Origin of the sequence: Candidatus Poriferisodalis sp., assembly GCF_965219595.1 — a bacterium.
GTDB lineage: Bacteria > Actinomycetota > Acidimicrobiia > Acidimicrobiales > Poriferisodalaceae > Poriferisodalis.
Map to the genome: position 1 here is coordinate 2,231,664 of NZ_OZ244781.1, position 18,159 is coordinate 2,249,822.

Genomic DNA, 18,159 nt, shown 5'->3' on the forward strand with positions numbered 1-18,159 from the left:
GATGTTCGACACGCTGACTGAACGCCTGTCCGGGACTCTGCGGGGCCTGCGGGGTCGCGGACGCATGCGTCCTGCCGACGTCGACGAGGCACTGGCCGAGATCCGATTGGCGTTGCTCGAGGCCGACGTCAATGTTGCGGTGGTGCGCCGCTTCGTGGAGCGGGTCCGCGAGCGCAGCGTCGGCGGTGAGGTCACCGCCAGCCTCACGCCCGGCCAGCAGGTCACCAAGATCGTCAATGACGAGCTCATCGACATCCTGGGCACCAGCCCGCTGAACGTCCAGTTCGCGTCAAAACCGCCCACCGTCGTGCTGCTGGCCGGACTCCAGGGCTCCGGCAAGACGACCGCTGCAGCCAAGTTGGCCCAGTGGTGCAAGTCCCAGGGCCGCAACCCGCTGCTGGTGGGGGCCGACTTGCAGCGTCCCGCAGCCGTCGAACAGTTGCGGACGCTGGCCCGCAGCATCGATGTGGAGGTATGGAGCCAAGCGGGCGAAACAGGCGACAGGGGCCAAGCGAGCGACCCTGTGGCCTGTGCGGCCGGCGGACTCGCCCACGCCCGCCATGCCGGCCGCGATGTGCTCATCGTGGATACGGCGGGCCGGCTGGCGGTCGATGCCGAGCTGATGACCGAGGTGGCGCGCATCTCGGACGCCGTCGAACCCCATTACACCTTCCTCGTCGTCGACTCCATGGTGGGCCAGGACGCTGTTGCGACCGCTGAGGCCTTCCACGCAACGCTCGAAGTGGACGGGATCATCCTGACCAAGCTCGACGGCGACGCTCGCGGCGGTGCGGCCCTGTCAGTCGCCGAGGTCGTCGGCCGCCCGGTGGCCTTCGCGTCGGTCGGAGAGAAGATCGACGACTTCGAGCAATTCCATCCGGACCGCATGGCGAGCCGGATTCTCGGCATGGGCGACGTGATGACGCTCATCGAGAAGGCAGAGCGCGTCTACGAGCAGGAAGAGGCGGAGGCGGCCGCTCAGCGCCTCGTCGAGGGCACATTCACGCTCGACGATTTCGTGGATCAGCTTCGTCAGCTCCGCAAGATGGGCAACCTGCAGAGCATCGTCTCGATGATGCCGGGTGTCTCCGATCAGGTCCGCAATGCCGAGATCGACGATGATCGCATCACCACCGCCGAAGCCATCGTGCTGTCGATGACGCCGGCGGAGCGCGTGTCGCCGGAGATCATCGACGCCTCCCGCCGGGCCCGCATCGCTGCCGGCAGCGGCACGTCATCAGCGCAGGTCAGCAACCTGCTCAAGCAGTTCACCCAGATGCGCAAGATGATGGGCGGCATGATGGGTCTGGGCTCGAAGCGTCGTCCGGCCGGCCGTAAAGCTGCTCGCAAGCGTGGAAAGAGCGCCGGGGGCGGCTCGCGCACTGGCGGGGGAGGCAGGGCCACGCCCAAGGGAGCATCCCGGGCGGGCAAGCCGGCAGGCAAGCCATCGGTCGCCGACATCGACTGGGATGCGCTCGACCTGAAGCTGCCCGGCCGCTGAGCACTCATCCGCTTCCACAGCGGGCGCGTCTCCAAGAGCGTGCGCGGATTGGCGGAACTTCCCGTGGTGCCACGCTTTGCTTCCCGCTCTTGTTCCCAATCTCGATTGAATTCGGGCTCACGGGCCGCTCGGGCCACGGCTTCGCCATGCGGCTCAGCCTCCAAGGGGTTAGCGAGCAGTGGCCCGTTAGGATCGTTCGTCGGCGCGGCGGCCTGCTTGGCTCGCCGATCCCCAACGAGCCCCCATCCGAATACACCTAACCGGGAGCAACATGGCCGTTCGTCTGCGCCTCAAGCGCACCGGCAAGAAGAAGCAGCCCAGCTATCGCGTCGTCGCAGTCGACAGCCGCAAGCCACGCGATGGCCGCGTTCTGGAGATCATCGGCACCTACGACCCTCGACAGGAGCCCTCTGCGATCTCGATCGCCAATGAGCGCGCTGTCCATTGGCTCAGCCACGGGGCTCAGCCCAGCGACACCGTCTCCAAGCTGCTGACGATTTCCGGCGCGTGGGACGAATTCCGCTCGCAGGGCTCCTCTGAGCCCGCAGACAGCAGCCCTGAGGCTGTGCAAGCTGCATCGTCCGAGCCCGCACCCGCAGCCGCACCTACGCCCGATCTGGTGCTCGATACGCCCGAGCCGGGTGCAGACGACTCACCAGAGACTTCCGCAGAAGTGCCTGCCGATGAGCCAGCGCTCCTGGATGGGGCACCTGAGCCGAAGTCTCCTGAACCTGGGGAGGCCCAGTGACCGACGGTCACACCGGCGAAGACACCGAGACCACCACTGCCGAAGAGGTCCTGCTGTATCTCATCGCTCAGCTTGTCGAGCATCCCGACCAGGTGGAAGTGGAGATCGCGGAGTCAGGCTCGAAGCTGAGCTTGACGGCGACGGTGAGCTCGGATGACATCGGCCGGGTCATCGGCAAGCGAGGTCGCGTCGCGAACGCCATCCGAACGCTGGTGCGCGCCGCAGCCCATCGCGATGGCGTCCAGGTCGAAGTCGACTTCCGGGACTGAATCCCATCCAGCAGGCCTGCTGGAGATCGCGACTGTCGGGCGCGCGCACGGTGTGCGCGGCGACGTCGTGATGCACCCGGTCACCAACCGGTTGGAGCGATTCGATGTCGGCTCGAAGCTCATCACCGCAGCAGGGGAGCGAGTGGTGTCCCGTGCCCGCTTCGACGGCAATCGATGGCTCGTCAGCTTTGAGGGCATCGACGATCGTGATGCTGCGGCAGCGTTGACCGGAACGACAGTGTTTGCTGAGCCGTTGGACGATCCCGACGAGCTCTGGGTGCACGAGTTGTGCGGAAGCTCGGTCATCGATCAGCACGGATTCGACGCCGGCGTGATCAGGGCTGTTGTGGCGAATCCGGCGGCGGATCTGCTCGAGCTCGACACCGGGCACCTCGTGCCGCTGACCTTCGTGGTGCGCAGCGAACCCGGTGCCGTCCACGTGGAGGTACCCGATGGCCTCTTCGAGCTCGGCTAGCGTCCAACCCACTCCGGCGCAGGGGCCGGCGGCGGAGCTGCGCATCGACCTGTTCTCCATCTTCCCCGACGAGCTCGATGCCATGTGCGAGCTGAGCATTCTCGGGCGGGCCCGACGCAGCGGCGTGCTCGACATCCGCTGCTGGGACCTGCGGCTGGCGACCACAGACGCCCATCGCACGGTCGACGATGCTCCCTTCGGAGGCGGGCCGGGCATGATCCTGATGCCTGAGCCGGTCTTTGCGGCTGTCGAGGCGGTCGCGCCTCCACGGCCGCTGCTGTTGCTCGACGCTGGCGGCCGGCGATTCGATCAGGCGATGGCCGCCGAGCTGGCAACCTCAGGCGGTTTCAGCCTGCTGTGCGGCCGCTACGAAGGCGTGGACGAACGCATCCGCACCGAGCTCGTCGACGGCTCGGTTTCCGTCGGCGATGTGGTGCTGGCGGGCGGCGAATTCGCCGCCATGGTTGTCGTGGAAGCGGTCGGAAGGCTGGTGCCCGGTGTATTGGGCAACGAGGCTTCCAGCGAGGAAGAGAGCTTCGCGACCGGGCTGCTGGAGCACCCGCAGTGGACGCGCCCCGCATCGTTCCGCGGACTCGACGCGCCCGAAGTGCTGCGCAGCGGCGACCACGCTCGTGTCGGTCGTTGGCGCCAGGCGATGGCGCTCATCCGCACTGCGGCAGAGCGCCCCGATCTGCTGGCAGCACGAGGCGTGAGCGAGGCGGACCGAGAGCTCCTCACAGAGTTCGGCCTCGAACTCTCGTTGCGGCAATCCGCGGACTGACCACTAGCCTGCGGTGTTCGTCGTCACGCCGATCACAGGAGTCGGATCGCCATGGGCAGCACCGATCTTGTCGACCAGGCTCGTCTTCGAGACGATCACCCCGACTTCGGCCCTGGTGACACCGTGCGCGTCCATGTGCGCGTCGTCGAGGGCAACCGCCAGCGCACGCAGGTGTTCGAGGGTTACGTGATCGCACGGCACTCGTCGGGCATCAGCGAAACCTTCACGGTTCGCAAGCTCAGCTTCGGCGTCGGGGTCGAGCGGACATTTCCGCTGCACGCTCCCACCATCGCGAAGATCGAGCGGGTAGCGGTCGGCGATGTGCGCCGAGCGAAGCTGTACTACCTGCGCGACCGCGTCGGCAAGGCAGCGCGTATTCCCGAGAAGCGCTTCTAGCGGCACACGATCGGTCGCGGGCCGGACGCGGGGCGCGCGTGACCGCTCGGCGTCAGGCACTCGGCAGGTACGGCGAAGGTCTCGTCGAGCGCTGGTATGCCGAGCGCGGCTACCGCGTACTGGATCGCAATTGGCGATGCCAGCTCGGGGAGCTGGACCTAGTGGTGACCGACGGAACCCACTTGGTGATCTGCGAAGTGAAGACCCGTTCCAGTGATCGCTTCGGTACGGGCTTCGAGGCGATCACCGCGCGTAAGCAGCAGCAGGTCCGACGGCTCGCAGCGCACTACGTGCGCCAGCGGGGCGGTTGGAGCGGTCCGATTCGCTGTGACGCCGCGTCTGTGATGGGCCGCAAGGTAGAGGTGCTCACCGGGGCCTTCTAGCGGCCGGCGCTGTTCACCCCACCGGCCGCCGCCGGTCGCGTGCCTGCCAGCAACCCCAGTGCCAGTGACGCCGGAGATCGGGAGCATCGATCGGCACGGCGACCACATGGCCGGTACCGGCCTCGATGGAGTTGCCGCAGCCGCCGCAGACGTATCGCTTGACCGCTTCGAAAGGCTGCACCCGGCGCACCTCGAAACCGGGCACGGGCTCGAGTTGGCGTATCGGCGGCATCAGGCCAGCACCGCCCACAGCACCAGGCCGAGCGCGACCAGCGAGGCGACGGCAACAAGCACGTAGTCGAGCCGGGTGATGCTGTGCTTGCGATACGGGTCGTATCCCACTCGTGCAGTATCGCCCGGCGCGGCTCGGCCGCGTGGCGTCAGAAAATGCCAGCCTGTTATGGGCGGCTCCGGTGTACGGTCCCCGTCGAGGCTGCAGCGATGGCTCGCGTGCCGTGATGCAGGCTCAGCAGGTCAGTCGTCACCGACGCCGCTGTACCGATCGTGGCCCCCAAGCGGGCTTCTTCGTCGAATCCGGACTGCGCCACCTCGGCGCCGCGTCCGGTCCGAGTTGCCGGAGGAGGCCCATGCTGGCTACTGCAACGACCGCGACGCTGGTCGGCGTCGACGGTCACGTCGTTACCGTTGAGGTGCACACCTCGAACGGACTGCCGTCGTTCACCATTGTCGGGCTGCCCGATGCCGCCTGTCGCGAAGCGCGTGACCGGGTTCGGGCGGCGGTGCTGTCATCGGGACTCGACTGGCCCGACAGTCGCGTCACTGTCAACCTGGCACCGTCAGGCTTGCGCAAAGGGGGCGCGGTTCTCGACGTGGCCATGGCAGTGGCCGTGCTCGCAGTCACCGAGCAAGTGCCAGCCGAGTCGTTGCGCGGGAAGGCGTTCCTGGGCGAACTCGGCCTCGATGGAGCCGTCAGGGGCACGGCCGGCATGCTGCCGCTCACCGACGCGCTCCGCGACCGTGCGGTCGTGGTTGCGTCCGAGGCCTATCACGTTGCACTCGCAGCAAATCCGCGAGACGTTCACCCGGTTCGCACGCTGGGCCAGCTCGCGTCGGTGCTCGCAGGCCGCGCACCGTGGCCCGATCCGCCGCCGGTCCCGCCACAGCCGTCCCCCGTGCCGGTGCCCGATCTCAGCGACGTGATCGGGCAGCCCTCCGCTCGACGGGCGGTCGAGGTTGCCGCGGCGGGCGGTCACCACTTGTTGATGCTGGGACCTCCGGGCGCAGGCAAGACGATGCTGGCCCGGCGACTGGTGGGCCTGCTGCCCGAGCTCAGCCGGCAGTGTGCGATGGAGGCCACGCGGGTCCAGTCGGCAGCAGGGCTGCCGCTGCCTACCGGCTTGGCCACTCGGCCGCTTCTCCGCAGTCCCCATCACACCGCCACGGTGACTGCGCTGATCGGCGGTGGTACGAATGCGATTCGCCCCGGAGAGATCTCGCTTGCACACCGCGGCGTGCTCTTCCTCGATGAACTCGGCGAATTCGCGCCCAGCGTGCTCGATGCCATGCGCCAGCCGCTCGAAGAAGGCGTCGTTCGAGTGAGCCGAGCGTTGGGCACGTGCTCGTTTCCGGCTCGCTTCTTGCTTGTGGCGGCCATGAATCCGTGCCCGTGTGGCCAAGCCGGTAGGCCGAACTCCTGCCGCTGCTCGGACCTCGTCCGCCAGCGATACCTCCGGCGCCTCTCGGGGCCGCTGCTCGACCGCTTCGATCTCCGCATCCAAGTGCGGCCGCCCGATCCCGACCAATTGCTCGACGGCATCCGCGGTGAGCCGACCGCCGCCGTGGCCGGCCGGGTGGCCGCGGCTCGCGAGCGGGCCGCCTCTCGGGGTGTCGAGGCCAATGTCGAGCTGACCGGCGCGCAGCTCGAGCACTTCGCCCCGCTCACACCTGCTGCCCACACAGCGCTACGTGAGCGACTGCGTGGCGGGCTGCTCAGCGGCCGCGGGTTGCATCGCGTGCGATGCGTCGCGCTCACGCTGTGCGATCTCGCCGGGGACGAACCGCTCGTCGATGCTGAACGCCTCAACGAAGCGCTCACGCTGCGCGCCAGCGTGGGCAGGCTGCACGCGCCTGCCACGGCAGCGTGAGCTGGGGCGGAGACAGCGGCGGGGAGGGTCACGCCGTGAGCACCGTCGGCCGTTCCGATGCCGAGCGAGCGGAACTCGGTGCGCTGATCGAGCTGTGCTCGTTGCCGCACATGGGCCCGGCGCGACTGCGTGCCTTGTTGAGCAGCCGTGACGCCCTTGAGTCCATCGATCAGCTGCGTGCCGGGCGGGCTGCGGTGCTGACGGCGTTGCGATCGTGCCGCGGTGTGGATGAGCAGCTGATCGCGACATGGCGGCGGCAGGCCGCATTGGCCTTCGAGCGTGCGGCGATCAGCGGGCATCCCGTCGGCGCCGACTTGCTCGCTATGCATGCGCGTGAGGGCATCTGGCTATCTGTGCCGGCTCGCAGCGATGCAGCCGAGATCTGGGAGTCAGATCCCGAGCCTCCTGCGCTGCTGTTCGGCCAGGGCGTTGCGATCGATCCGGAGATCCGGCGCGTCGGCGTTGTGGGCACACGGCGATGCACTGCGTATGGGCGCACAGTGGCACAGCAACTCGGGGCGGGCCTCGCAGCGGCGGGAGTGGCAGTGGTGTCGGGATTGGCGACCGGCATCGACGGCATCGCTCAGCGAGCGGCGCTCGACGCGGGCGGGCCGGTCGCCGGCGTCGTCGGCAGCGGGCTCGACCAGGTGTACCCCGCCTCGAACCGGACGCTGTGGGCCGATGTGGCACGACGCGGGACACTGCTCAGCGAGTACCCGCTCGGCCGGCGTGCAGCGCACTGGCAGTTCCCGGCGCGCAACCGGATCGTGGCGGCACTGTCCGAGGTGCTGGTTGTGGTCGAGTCCGGGACGACGGGCGGCTCGATGTACACAGTCGACGCCGCAGCCGAGCGGGACCGGCCGGTGATGGCTGTGCCGGGGCCGATCACCAGCGCGGCCTCAGCCGGCGCCAACCGGCTGCTCGCTGACGGGTGCGCGCCGGTTTGCGAGGTGGCCGACGTGCTGTCGGCATTGGACGCCGAGTCCCCGGCCCGGCCAGCGTGTGAGCGCAGCGAGACCGAGCGCGATGCGCGGGGCCGCACCGTGGCCCGAACGGCCGCAGCGGTCGCCGCAGGGTCGCAGCCGGACGAGCCGCTCGACCGCCAGATCCTCGACGAGTTCACCGCCGGGCCTCGCACGCTCGACGAGCTGGCGCTGCAAACCGGTGCCAGCCTCGGCGAGCTGGCGTCGGCGCTGGGCCGGTTGCAGCTGTCGGGCTGGGCCAGCGAAACCGGTGGTTGGTGGGAGAAGGCCCGATGAGTGCCCGAGATTGCCCTGGCGGGGCTTGCGAACCGGTGGGGACCCATCGGTACTGTGGTTCTGGTGACTGTGGGTCTGGCGATGTCGCATCCCGAGACTGGGACGCCGCCGGTGTGGCGAGTCCCCGAATTCGTTCTGTCGCTGACTGCGGCATCGGATTCCACCAAGCGCGCCTACCGTTCGGATCTGCGCCAGTTCGCCGAATGGGCGGCCCGGGCCGGGCTCAACGTACCCAGCGATGTCGATCGGCGCTGGCTGCGCCGCTACATCGCATTCCTGTCGGTGCGCGGGCTGTCGCGACGCTCGGTGGCTCGCAAAGCGTCCGCATTGAGGCGCTACTTCGGGTGGCTGGCGCGTCAAGGCGCCATCGAGGTCGACCCGGCGCTCGGGCTAGTCGCGCCTGCTGGCTCGGGACGCTTGCCACGCGTCCTGGGTGCGGCCGAAGTGTCCGAGATGCTGGGCGACGGCACGGTGCCAGACGATCCGACCGAGCTGCGCGACCGGCTCGTGCTCGAGCTGCTCTACGGCAGCGGCCTGCGCGTCAACGAGCTCTGTCAGCTCGATCGCGGTGCCTTCCGGCCCGGCAGCGCTCACATCGAGGTGATCGGCAAGGGCGCCAAGCATCGCCGGGTGCCGCTCAGCGAGCCGGCCATGGCGTTGCTCGCCGCGTGGCGCGATGGCGGCAGCGACGCGTTCGACGGGCAGCGGCTGCGCGAGCCGGCCGACCGCGACCCTGCGGCACTGCTGGTGAACCTGCGCGGCAACCGGCTCGGCACTCGGGACGTCCAGCGGATCCTGGATCGTCACGCCGCTACGCCGACCCATCCGCATGCCCTGCGACACACCTACGCCACGCATCTGCTGGACGGCGGAGCCGACCTGCGCGTGGTGCAGGAACTGCTCGGCCACGGGCGACTCGCGACCACGCAGATCTACACGCGGGTCAGCAAGGAGCGTCTCCGGGAGGTCTACGAGTCGGCACACCCGCGCGCCTGACCATCGCATTCGCTGTTGCGGGTGCGGCTGTGCTGGCTGTCGCAAGCGGCCCGGCGTGGGCACAGGCCGTGCCAGCACAATCCGTGCCCGCACAGTCTGGACCGGCGCTCGGCTACATCTGGCCGGTGCAGGGCACCGTCGTGGACCCATTCCGGCCGCCGGACAACCCGTACGGACCCGGCAATCGCGGCCTCGAGTTCGCGACGCAGCCCGGCTCGGCATTCTGGGCTGCGGCCGATGGAGTCGTCAGCTTCGCCGGGCCGGTAGGCGGGCGATTGCATGTCACGGTGAGCCATCCCGACGGTCTGCGAGTGTCGTACTCGGGGGTTGCGTCGATCGGCGTGCGCAGAGGCGAGCGGGTCCAGCAACGACAACAACTCGGCACGGCGGGCGATCGGCTGCATGTCGGCGTGCGCCGGGGCGAGATCTACCTCGACCCGGCTCAGGTTTTCGGCAGCCGTGGCAGCCCGAGTGGGCAGCCTTCGCTTGGCCGCCCGCATCTCGTCCCCTCGTCGCCCGCCGTGTATCGCCTGCAACTGCGCTGGTTACACTCCGGCGTCGGCAATGCGGTGCTCTGAGGCTTACGCCGACGGAGGCCTGGCATTCAGGAGGCCGAGTCTCCCGGAAGCCCGAGTCTGCGCCAGCGCGTCTCGCCGAGATCACAATGCCACCGACCATTCACTGACCAGCCGGGGCGACCCCACGGTCGCCGCTGCCAAAGCGGCGTCGTCCCCGGTGCAGAGATTCGAACCGTGGGGAGGAGCATTCATGTCCGCTGTTGTGACCATGTCCGACCTGCTCGCCGCCGGCGTGCATTTCGGCCACCAAACCCGCCGCTGGAATCCGAAGATGGAACGGTTCCTGTGGGGCGAGCGCAACGGCATTTACATCATCGACCTCCGGCAGACGCTCCAACTCCTCGAAGACGCCTACGCCTACGTGCGCGACACCGTGGCCCGTGGCGGCACGATCCTGTTCGTCGGCACCAAGCGCCAGGCCCAGTATCCGATCCAACGCCATGCCAATGCGTGCGGCATGCCCTATGTGAACCAGCGTTGGCTGGGCGGAATGCTGACCAACTTCCGCACGATCCGCGGCCGGGTCACCAAGATGCTCGAGTACGAGCGGATGCAGTCCGCAGGCGACTTCGACAACATGCCCAAGAAGGAAGCCCTGCTGCACACCCGTGAGCTCACCAAGCTGCAGCGCAACCTGAACGGCATCCGGAATATGGACAAGCTGCCGGACGCCGTCTTCGTGCTCGACACCCCGAAGGAGCACATCGCGGTGGCGGAGGCTGTTCGGCTGAAGCTGCCGGTGGTCGCCGTCGCCGACTCGAACTCCGATCCCGATCCGATCTCCTACGTCATCCCCGGCAACGACGACGCCATCCGCTCGACCGAACTGCTGTGCCGTGTCATCGCCGACGCCGCCTTGGAAGGCCGATACATGGCCGAGCGCAGCGGCGTGGCCGTGGCTCCCGCAGGCGAGCGCTCGCCTGAGGAAGAGGCACGCATCGCCGCACAGCAGGCCGAGGCGCAGCGGGCTGCCATGGCCGAGGCCGCAGCCCGCGAGGCCCGAATTGCTGCCGACCAGGCCAAGAAGGCCGCCGCGGCGGCTGCCGTTCCTGACATGCGGTCGGCTGAGGCCCCTGCCGCAGCGGCTGATGTCGCTGGTGACACAGTCCCCGCTGCCGAGGCATCTGCGCCGGACGAGCCCGCCGGCGATACGTCCGCGTCCGCCGAGCCTGCCGCCGAAACGGCGGAGGCGGCGGACGATGCGACTGAGGCTGAATCCCTCGCCCCTTCATCTGCATCACAGGGAGCGTCCTGACATGGCGGCGTTCACAGCGAAGGACGTACAGGCCCTGCGCCACGCCACGGGCGCCGGGATGATGGATGCAAAGAACGCGCTGACCCGATGCGATGGGGATGCCGACGCGGCTGCGCAGTGGCTGCGCGAGAACGGCATCGCCAAGTCCGCGGCCCGAGCAGATCGTGACAACAGCGACGGCGTCGTTGTGGCTCGCGTGGTTGACAGTGGCGACGGCTCCGTCGGCGCCATCGTCGAATTGCGCTGCGAGACAGACTTCGTCGCCAAGTCTGACGGGTTTCTGTCAATGGCAGACAAGATGCTGACCGATGTGATCGCAAGCGGTGCGTCTGCCGTCGCCGAAGCGGCAGCCGTCATCGACGATCTGAAGATCACGCTCAAAGAGAACATCGCAGTCGGCACCGTGGAGCGCTTCGAGGCCCCCGCTGGCTCCTGCATCGACGCCTACGTCCACCAGCAGAATGGCCGCGGCGTCAATGCTGTACTCGTGGAGATCGAAGGGGCGACGCCGGAGCTTGCTCACGATGTGGCGTTGCATATCGCGAGCAACCGCCCGACCTACATCCGGCGCTCGGACGTGCCAACGGAGGTCCTCGACCGGGAGCGAGCCACCTTCGAGGCAATCAGCCGGAATGAGGGCAAGCCCGAGGCTGCGCTGCCGAAGATCGTCGAGGGCCGCCTGACGGGTTACCTGCGTGAGCACACGCTCATGGAGCAGAAGTTCGTGAAGGACGAGAAGCGAACGATCGCCGATCTCGTCGGATCGGCGAACGTGACACGTTTCGCCCAAGTCGAGATCGGCCGCTGAGCATCGCTGTGGCTGCGGCGGAGACCCCGGAGCCGCAGAAGGAAGATCCGCGCCAACACGCAGCCCGTGAGTGGAAGCGGGTGGTGCTCAAGCTGTCGGGCGAGGCGTTGGCCGACGCCGGAGGGAACAACGTCAGCGCCGCTGTGGTGGATTCGCTGGCGTCGGAGATTGCCGACGTCTGGACCTCGTTGAAGGTTGATATCGCTGTCGTCGTCGGGGGCGGCAACATTTGGCGCGGCATGGCGGGCTCGATCGGCGGCATGGACCGCGCCCAGTCCGACCACATGGGCATGCTCGCCACTGTCATCAATGCGCTTGCGTTGCAAGATGCACTCGAACGCAGAGAAGTGCCCACCCGTGTGATGACCGCCATCGGCATGGCACAGATCGCAGAGCCCTATATCCGGCGCCGGGCTGTGCGCCACCTGGAGAAAGGCCGGGTAGTGATCTTTGCGGCGGGTACCGGCAACCCGTTCTTCACGACCGACACGGCGGCAGCGTTGCGCGCCGCGGAAGTCGACGCTGACGTCGTGCTGAAGGGCACTCATTCCGGTGTCGACGGCGTCTATACGGCAGATCCGCAGACCGATCCGGATGCTCAGCTCCTCAGCGAAGTCACGTTTCTTGAAGTGCTCTCCCGGGAGCTGGCGGTAATGGACTCCGCGGCAATCGCCGTGTGCAAGGACAATGCCACTCCCATCGTGGTCTTCGACCTCATGACGCAGGGCAATTTCCGCCGCGTCGTCGAAGGCGAAGCGCTCGGCACGCTGGTGCGCTGAGAGGTGACGGTCACTCCCGACAGGTCATCGCTACGCTGGTCGGGTGAGCGAATTCGCCGCTGAGATCTGTGCGGACGCTCGCGAACGGATGCGCGGCGCTGTCGAACATGCCCGCGGGAACTTCGCCACCGTCCGGACGGGCCGCGCAACACCAGCGCTGGTCGAGAAGCTGCAAGTCGACTACTACGGCGCAGCCGTTCCGTTGCAGCAGCTCGCGGGGTTCTCGGTGCCCGAGGCCCGCATGCTGGTCATCCAGCCGTTCGACCGGGGCGCGCTCGACGCAATCTCCAAGGCGGTGATGGAGTCTGACCTTGGCATCAATCCATCGAGCGATGGCCATGTCCTGCGATTGCTCTTCCCCCCCTTGACCGAGGATCGGCGCAAGGATCTGGTACGCGTGGTCAAGCAGATGGCCGAGGACGGGCGCGTTGCGGTGCGCAATCTGCGTCGCAGCGCTCGTCACGATCTCGATACCCTCGAAAAGGAGAAGGAGATCTCCGCCGACCAGAAGCGCAGCTTCGAACAGGAGCTCGACGCCGACACCGCCAAATTCGTCGGAGACATTGACCGGGCGTTGGATGCCAAGGAGCAAGAACTCCTCGAGGTTTGACCGAGCAGGTGTGAAGGTAGATGTCCGAAAGCAGCGCGCATCCGCCGGCCCGCTCCGGTTCCGATCCCAGCGATCCGGCGGATGCTGGCGATCCGCTGGGCGCGACCCGGCCGCTGGTGAACTTCGATTCCGACGACGCTCCTGCGTCGGATGAGACGGCTGTGCCGCCCGCGGAACCCGAAGTGACGGCCACGGAGCCAGAGCGCCGCGGGGGCTCGCGCCTGTTCCCCCAACTTCCCGACGACCCGCGTCTGGCCGGTGAGACTCCAGCCGCCCCCGAACCCGAGGCACCTGCTGCAGAGAACCTTGAACCGCTGTTCGATTCGCCCGATGAGACGACCCCGCCGCCGATCCCGCCTGCTGATGCTCCTCCGACGCCAGCCGACATGCCGGTGGCGCCCGCCGCTGAGACTGCCGCGCCGTCCGCAGACGATCCAGCGCCTGTCGCCGCGGCCCCGACCGCTGCCGAAGTACCGTCGGAGGCTGGTGCCGCACCATCCGAAACTGACCGCTTCGCTCAATGGGCTCAGCTCGATGCGTCTGCATCGCACTGGCGCGAGGGGAACCAGGACTATGAGGAGCGTGGTGTCATGAGCGACGAAGCCCGGACCGTCTTGCACAATGCCCCTGCAGACTCCGGCGGCACCGGTCGCAACCTGCCGGCTGCCATTGCGGTGGGCGCCGTGCTGGCAGCGCTGTTCTTCGGCGCGCTGCGGCTGGGCGAAGCAGCCACCGTGGCGCTCGTTGCGATCGTGCTGGTGCTGGCCGCAGCAGAGTTCTACCGGGCCGCCCGGCCGCTGGGCTACCGTCCGGCAACGCTGGCAGGTCTTGCGGGCGTCGCAGGCTTGACCGTCGCTGTGCACCTGCGTGGTGTCGAGGCGTATCCGATCGTGCTGGCCGTTGCAGCGGTGACCATCCTCTGCTGGTTCCTGTTCGGCGTCGAGCGAGACCATCCCACCGCGAATATGGCCATTACGGCACTCGGTCTGCTGTGGATTGGCGGCTTGGGATCATTCGCTGCGCTGATCCTGCGCGAGCCGAACGGCGACTCGATGCTGATCGCCGCCGTGATCGGGACGGTGGTGTACGACGTCGGTGGCTATGTCGTCGGTCGAACGACCGGCCAGAGCCGACTCGCGGCGCGGATCAGTCCGAGCAAGACGCACGAGGGTCTCATCGGGGGCATCGTGCTTTCGGTGGTGATCACCACGCTCGTGCTGAATCGCTTCCCTGGCGTGTTCCCGTGGACCGGCGGCTTGCTGGACGCCCTGTGGCTGAGCCTCGCCGTCGCACTTGCAGCACCATTGGGCGACCTGACGCAGTCGATGGTCAAGCGCGATGTGGCGATCAAGGACATGGGCAGCCTGCTGCCCGGTCACGGCGGTGTCTTCGATCGCTTCGACGCGCTGCTCTTTTCCTTGCCGGCGGCGTACTTCGTCGGCACATTCGTCGCCGGCTAGGCCCATGGGCGCGACGACCGTCGCGGTGCTCGGCTCGACGGGTTCGATCGGCACCCAGACGCTGGAGGTCATGCGCGCCGAGCCGGACCGGTTCCGGGCAGTCGCTCTTGCGGCGAACAGCTCCGTGAGCGAACTTGCGGCCCAAGCCACCGAGTTCGCGCCCGCAGCAGTCGCCATCGGCGATGCTGGGCTGGAGCCGGAGCTGCGTGCCGTGCTGCCCGCCGGCGTCGAGGTTCTGGCCGGTGCCGACGCGTTCGCTGATCTCGCGGGTACGGCCGATGTCGTGGTGAATGGCGTGGTGGGCTTCGCGGGCCTGGGTGTCACTCTGGCCGCGCTTCGGGCCGGGCGGCGCCTCGCGCTGGCGAACAAGGAAAGCCTGATCGCCGCGGGACCGCTGGTGCAGCCCTTGCGCGCAGTGCCCGGCGCCGAGCTCATCCCGGTCGACAGCGAGCACAGTGCCCTGCATCAGTGCCTCGCCGGCCAGTCGGCACCGCCGGAGCGGCTGATTCTCACCGGCAGCGGCGGACCGTTCCGCGGGCGCACCGCCGCCGAACTGCGCGAGGTGACCACCGCGGACGCCTTGGCGCACCCCACGTGGTCAATGGGGCCGAAGATCACGGTCGACTCCTCGACCCTCATGAACAAGGGCCTCGAGGTCATCGAGGCACACGAGCTGTTCGGGATCGACTACGACGGGATCGAGGTGGTCATCCAGCCGCAGTCGGTGGTTCACTCGATGGTGACTTTCGCCGACGGCAGCACCGTCGCGCAGCTCTCCCTGCCGGACATGCGCCTGCCGATCGGCTATGCCCTGGCCTATCCCGAACGCATCGGGACGCCGTTCGGCGCTGTCGACTGGTCGACGGTCGGTCGCCTCGACTTCGAACTGCCCGACACCGAGACCTTCGGCTGCCTGCGCCTGGCGTACGACGCAGGCCGAGAAGGCGGCACCGCACCCGCGTGGCTGAACGGCGCCAACGAGCATGCCGTCAGTGCATTCCTGGCCGGGCAGCTGCGCTGGCACGAAATCGAGCGTGTGATCTCGAATGCGATGCAGGATCACGATGGCGCCGCTGCGGACAGCGTCGACGCGGTCATCGCTGCGGATCGCGGGGGCCGCCGCTCTGCGGCTGCTGCGGTGATGGGCATCCGCGCATGAGGGGCCACACCGACGAACCGCAGGCGCCGACGCCCAGCTCCGTCGCCCGCACCGTCGGCGGCATCGCAGCGCTTGTGGTGTTGGCGCTGCTGGCATGGGGCTACCCGTTCGCCGTCGGCGCTGCGACGGTGCTCGCAGGCGTGTTGTTCATGCACGAGTTCGGCCACTACGCGGCCGCACGTGCAGTGGGCATGAAGGTCACCGACTTCTTCTTGGGCTTCGGTCCGCGGCTGTGGAGCTTCCGCCGCGGCGAAACCACCTACGGTCTGCGCGCCCTGCCGCTCGGGGCCTATGTACGCGTGATCGGCATGTCGAGCAGCGATGTGGTGGAGCCCGGTGACGAGCACCGGGCCTACCGCGTCAAGAGCTATCCCCGCCGGCTGCTTGTCGTGTGTGCCGGTTCACTGATGCACCTGGTGATGGCGCTGGTCGCCTACGTGGTGTTGCATGCAGCGCTCGGCGCACCCGCTCTCGAGGAGAACCGCTGGCAGGTTGCCGAGGTGATGAGCCAGCGGGACGGCGTGACGCTTCCGGCCGGCACGGCTGGCATCGAGGTGGGCGACCGCATTGTGGGTGTGAACGGTGTCGTCACTGAGGATTGGAACGCCTTCGTATCGCAGGTGCAGGCGCGGCCAGGCGAATCCGTGCTGCTGGAGATCGAGCGGGACGGCACGCTCCTTGCCACCGAGGCGACGCTGGCGGCAGACCCGGAGACGGGACGGGGCCTGCTGGGCGTTCGTGCCAGCCAGGCGGTCACCTACGAGACGGCCGGACTGCCCACAGCGACGGCCCGCGCGTTCGCCGACGTCGGGCGGGCGATGGTCGATTCAGTGCGTGGAATCTGGTCGCTGTTTGTGAACTTCGGCGTCGTGATCGACCGGATTGTGTCGCCGCCTGGTGATCCCTCGGCGAACGACGACCTGGGCACGCGGCCGTTGGGGGTCTTCGGCATCGTGGACTTGGCTTCGGACACCTCCTGGGGGTGGTCCGAGCGAGCGCTGATGTTCGCCATGGTCAACGTGTTCCTCGGCGTGTTCAACATGGTGCCGGTGCCGCCGTTCGACGGCGGCCATGTGGCGATAGCTACCTATGAGCGCTGGCGGGAACGCGGTGGGCGCGACCGGTACTTCAGCGATCCACGGGCGTTGGCTCCCGTTGTCGCCGTGGTGGTGACTGCGCTCGCGCTGCTGGCCATCGGCTTGCTCTACCTCGACATCGCCAACCCGATCGATCTGTGAAACCTTCCGTGCCATGAGTACGTCTGCCAGTTACGCCCGACGGCACACCCGCCAAGTGCATGTCGGCTCGGTCGCGGTCGGGGGCGGGGCACCCATTTCGGTGCAGTCGATGACCACCACCAAGACGTCCGATGTCGACGGCACGCTGGCGCAGGTCTACGCGCTGGCCGGTGCGGGCGCCGACATCGTGCGCTGCACAGCCAACGACATAGCGGCCGTCGAGGCGCTCGCGCAGATCGTTCCGCGTTCGCCCGTGCCCCTTGTGGCCGACGTTCACTTCCAGTACCGGCTCGCGCTCGCCGCGCTCGACGCCGGAGTGGCGTGCTTGCGGCTGAATCCGGGCAATATCCGCAAGCCCGACCAGATCCGCGCTGTGGCGACGGAGGCCCGCGATCGCGGCGTGCCGATCCGCATCGGCGTCAATGGCGGCTCCCTCGATCCCGATATCGAATCGCGCTTCGGCATGACGCCTGCCGCGCTGGTCGAGTCGGCCAAGCGGGAGCTCGGCTACTTCGAGGAGGTGGGGTTCGACGACGTCAAGATCTCGGTCAAGGCCAGCGATGTGACCCTGATGGTGGAGTCGTACCGGATGCTCGCCGACGAGGTCGATTTCCCCCTGCATCTCGGCGTCACCGAAGCCGGCCCACCGCCTGCCGGCTTGGTGAAGGCGACTGCGGGCATCGCGACGTTGCTCAACGAGGGCATCGGCGACACCATCCGCTACAGCCTCACCGCCGACCCCGTCCAGGAGGCCACCGCTGGCCAGCAGTTGCTCCAGGCGCTGGGACTGCGGGAACGTTCGGGCACCGATCTCATTGCCTGCCCGTCGTGCGGCCGCGCCGAAGTCGACGTGATCTCGGTAGCCCAGGAGGCGCAAGAAGCGTTCCGTGACCTTGACCTGCCCGTGCAAGTTGCCGTGATGGGCTGCGTGGTGAATGGACCGGGTGAGGCACGCAGTGCCGACCTGGGGATTGCCGCGGGCCGATCCCGCGGTCACTTGTTTGTGAAGGGCCAGGTTGTGTCTGTGGTGCCTGAGGACGAGATGGTCGCGGCGCTGGTGAGTTGGGCTGAGATCGTCGCTGCCGACGGCGTCGAGGCGGCGCTGTCGCGGGCGGAGGCCGGCGCAGCGGCAGCCGCCGAAGCCGACCGCGCCGCGCTCGTCAGCGAGCAGGGCGACGACGTCAATCAGGCCGCCCAGCGCGTCGCCCTCATACGGCGCCGCTAGGCCTCCCAACCAGTAGATCGAGCCGCCGCTGCCGGTGAGTCGTGGGTGACGATCGGCATGATCGGGCCACATCGCGGTCGGGAACCTTCTGAACGCCTTGGTAGCGTCGTACTTTCAGGACAGTTTCGGTCGGA

Annotated in this window: 20 protein-coding genes; 19 read left to right on the forward strand and 1 reads right to left on the reverse strand. The window is 68.1% G+C overall.

Features of this window, described 5'->3' with window-relative positions:
* The first annotated feature begins 1 nt into the window (after position 1).
* From ffh to ACOQPE_RS09965, 7 genes are all read left to right on the forward strand, one after another.
* A complete protein-coding gene (gene ffh / locus ACOQPE_RS09935) occupies positions 2-1,501 on the forward strand; it encodes a signal recognition particle protein (protein ID WP_420608761.1) in 1,500 nt (499 codons plus the stop codon).
* 271 nt (positions 1,502-1,772) lie between these two features.
* On the forward strand, positions 1,773-2,249 hold the full coding sequence (gene rpsP, locus ACOQPE_RS09940; protein WP_420608762.1) for a 30S ribosomal protein S16: 477 nt from the start codon (positions 1,773-1,775) through the stop codon (positions 2,247-2,249).
* Entirely contained in the window at positions 2,246-2,518 is a 273-nt protein-coding gene (locus ACOQPE_RS09945) for a KH domain-containing protein (RefSeq protein ID WP_420608763.1), read from the forward strand. The genes rpsP and ACOQPE_RS09945 overlap by 4 nt, the downstream gene beginning before the upstream one ends.
* Entirely contained in the window at positions 2,484-2,993 is a 510-nt protein-coding gene (rimM, locus tag ACOQPE_RS09950; RefSeq protein ID WP_420608764.1) for a ribosome maturation factor RimM, read from the forward strand. The genes ACOQPE_RS09945 and rimM overlap by 35 nt, the downstream gene beginning before the upstream one ends.
* Before the next feature lie 37 nt (positions 2,994-3,030).
* Entirely contained in the window at positions 3,031-3,774 is a 744-nt protein-coding gene (gene trmD, locus ACOQPE_RS09955; protein WP_420611383.1) for a tRNA (guanosine(37)-N1)-methyltransferase TrmD, read from the forward strand.
* 51 nt (positions 3,775-3,825) lie between these two features.
* Positions 3,826-4,170, forward strand: coding sequence for a 50S ribosomal protein L19 (gene rplS, locus ACOQPE_RS09960; RefSeq protein ID WP_419553838.1), 345 nt, complete (start codon positions 3,826-3,828; stop codon positions 4,168-4,170).
* A 38-nt stretch (positions 4,171-4,208) separates the two neighbouring features.
* Positions 4,209-4,553 (forward strand): YraN family protein, encoded by a 345-nt coding sequence (locus tag ACOQPE_RS09965; protein ID WP_420608765.1) that lies wholly within the window; start codon positions 4,209-4,211, stop codon positions 4,551-4,553.
* A 13-nt stretch (positions 4,554-4,566) separates the two neighbouring features.
* Here the strand turns inward: ACOQPE_RS09965 and ACOQPE_RS09970 are convergent, their stop codons facing one another.
* Positions 4,567-4,785, reverse strand: a complete 219-nt coding sequence (locus ACOQPE_RS09970; protein ID WP_420608766.1) for a hypothetical protein — start codon at positions 4,783-4,785, stop codon at positions 4,567-4,569.
* A 355-nt stretch (positions 4,786-5,140) separates the two neighbouring features.
* Here ACOQPE_RS09970 and ACOQPE_RS09975 point away from each other — a divergent pair, with 355 nt between their 5' ends.
* From ACOQPE_RS09975 to ispG, 12 genes are all read left to right on the forward strand, one after another.
* Positions 5,141-6,658 carry a YifB family Mg chelatase-like AAA ATPase gene (locus ACOQPE_RS09975; protein ID WP_420608767.1) on the forward strand — a complete coding sequence of 506 codons (1,518 nt, stop codon included), beginning with the start codon at positions 5,141-5,143 and terminating at the stop codon, positions 6,656-6,658.
* A 35-nt stretch (positions 6,659-6,693) separates the two neighbouring features.
* Positions 6,694-7,917 carry a DNA-processing protein DprA gene (dprA, locus tag ACOQPE_RS09980; protein ID WP_420608768.1) on the forward strand — a complete coding sequence of 408 codons (1,224 nt, stop codon included), beginning with the start codon at positions 6,694-6,696 and terminating at the stop codon, positions 7,915-7,917.
* A gap of 63 nt (positions 7,918-7,980) precedes the next feature.
* On the forward strand, positions 7,981-8,913 hold the full coding sequence (locus ACOQPE_RS09985; RefSeq protein WP_420608769.1) for a tyrosine recombinase XerC: 933 nt from the start codon (positions 7,981-7,983) through the stop codon (positions 8,911-8,913).
* A gap of 68 nt (positions 8,914-8,981) precedes the next feature.
* Positions 8,982-9,491, forward strand: coding sequence for a murein hydrolase activator EnvC family protein (locus ACOQPE_RS09990; RefSeq protein ID WP_420608770.1), 510 nt, complete (start codon positions 8,982-8,984; stop codon positions 9,489-9,491).
* 190 nt (positions 9,492-9,681) lie between these two features.
* Complete coding sequence (gene rpsB / locus ACOQPE_RS09995) at positions 9,682-10,746, forward strand: 30S ribosomal protein S2 (RefSeq protein WP_420608771.1); 1,065 nt, start codon at positions 9,682-9,684, stop codon at positions 10,744-10,746.
* 1 nt (position 10,747) lies between these two features.
* Complete coding sequence (gene tsf / locus ACOQPE_RS10000) at positions 10,748-11,554, forward strand: translation elongation factor Ts (protein WP_420608772.1); 807 nt, start codon at positions 10,748-10,750, stop codon at positions 11,552-11,554.
* A gap of 80 nt (positions 11,555-11,634) precedes the next feature.
* The gene (gene pyrH, locus ACOQPE_RS10005) at positions 11,635-12,333 is read left to right on the forward strand and encodes a UMP kinase (protein ID WP_419917394.1); all 699 of its coding nucleotides are present in this window, start codon (positions 11,635-11,637) and stop codon (positions 12,331-12,333) included.
* 88 nt (positions 12,334-12,421) lie between these two features.
* Positions 12,422-12,943 carry a ribosome recycling factor gene (gene frr / locus ACOQPE_RS10010; protein WP_420608773.1) on the forward strand — a complete coding sequence of 174 codons (522 nt, stop codon included), beginning with the start codon at positions 12,422-12,424 and terminating at the stop codon, positions 12,941-12,943.
* Between the two features lie 20 nt (positions 12,944-12,963).
* Complete coding sequence (locus tag ACOQPE_RS10015) at positions 12,964-14,403, forward strand: phosphatidate cytidylyltransferase (RefSeq protein WP_420608774.1); 1,440 nt, start codon at positions 12,964-12,966, stop codon at positions 14,401-14,403.
* A 4-nt stretch (positions 14,404-14,407) separates the two neighbouring features.
* Positions 14,408-15,562, forward strand: a complete 1,155-nt coding sequence (dxr, locus tag ACOQPE_RS10020; RefSeq protein ID WP_420608775.1) for a 1-deoxy-D-xylulose-5-phosphate reductoisomerase — start codon at positions 14,408-14,410, stop codon at positions 15,560-15,562.
* On the forward strand, positions 15,559-16,800 hold the full coding sequence (locus ACOQPE_RS10025; protein ID WP_420608776.1) for a M50 family metallopeptidase: 1,242 nt from the start codon (positions 15,559-15,561) through the stop codon (positions 16,798-16,800). Before dxr ends, ACOQPE_RS10025 begins: the two co-directional genes overlap by 4 nt.
* 13 nt (positions 16,801-16,813) lie before the next feature.
* Positions 16,814-18,025 (forward strand): flavodoxin-dependent (E)-4-hydroxy-3-methylbut-2-enyl-diphosphate synthase, encoded by a 1,212-nt coding sequence (gene ispG, locus ACOQPE_RS10030; RefSeq protein WP_419915012.1) that lies wholly within the window; start codon positions 16,814-16,816, stop codon positions 18,023-18,025.
* Positions 18,026-18,159: the final 134 nt, after the last annotated feature.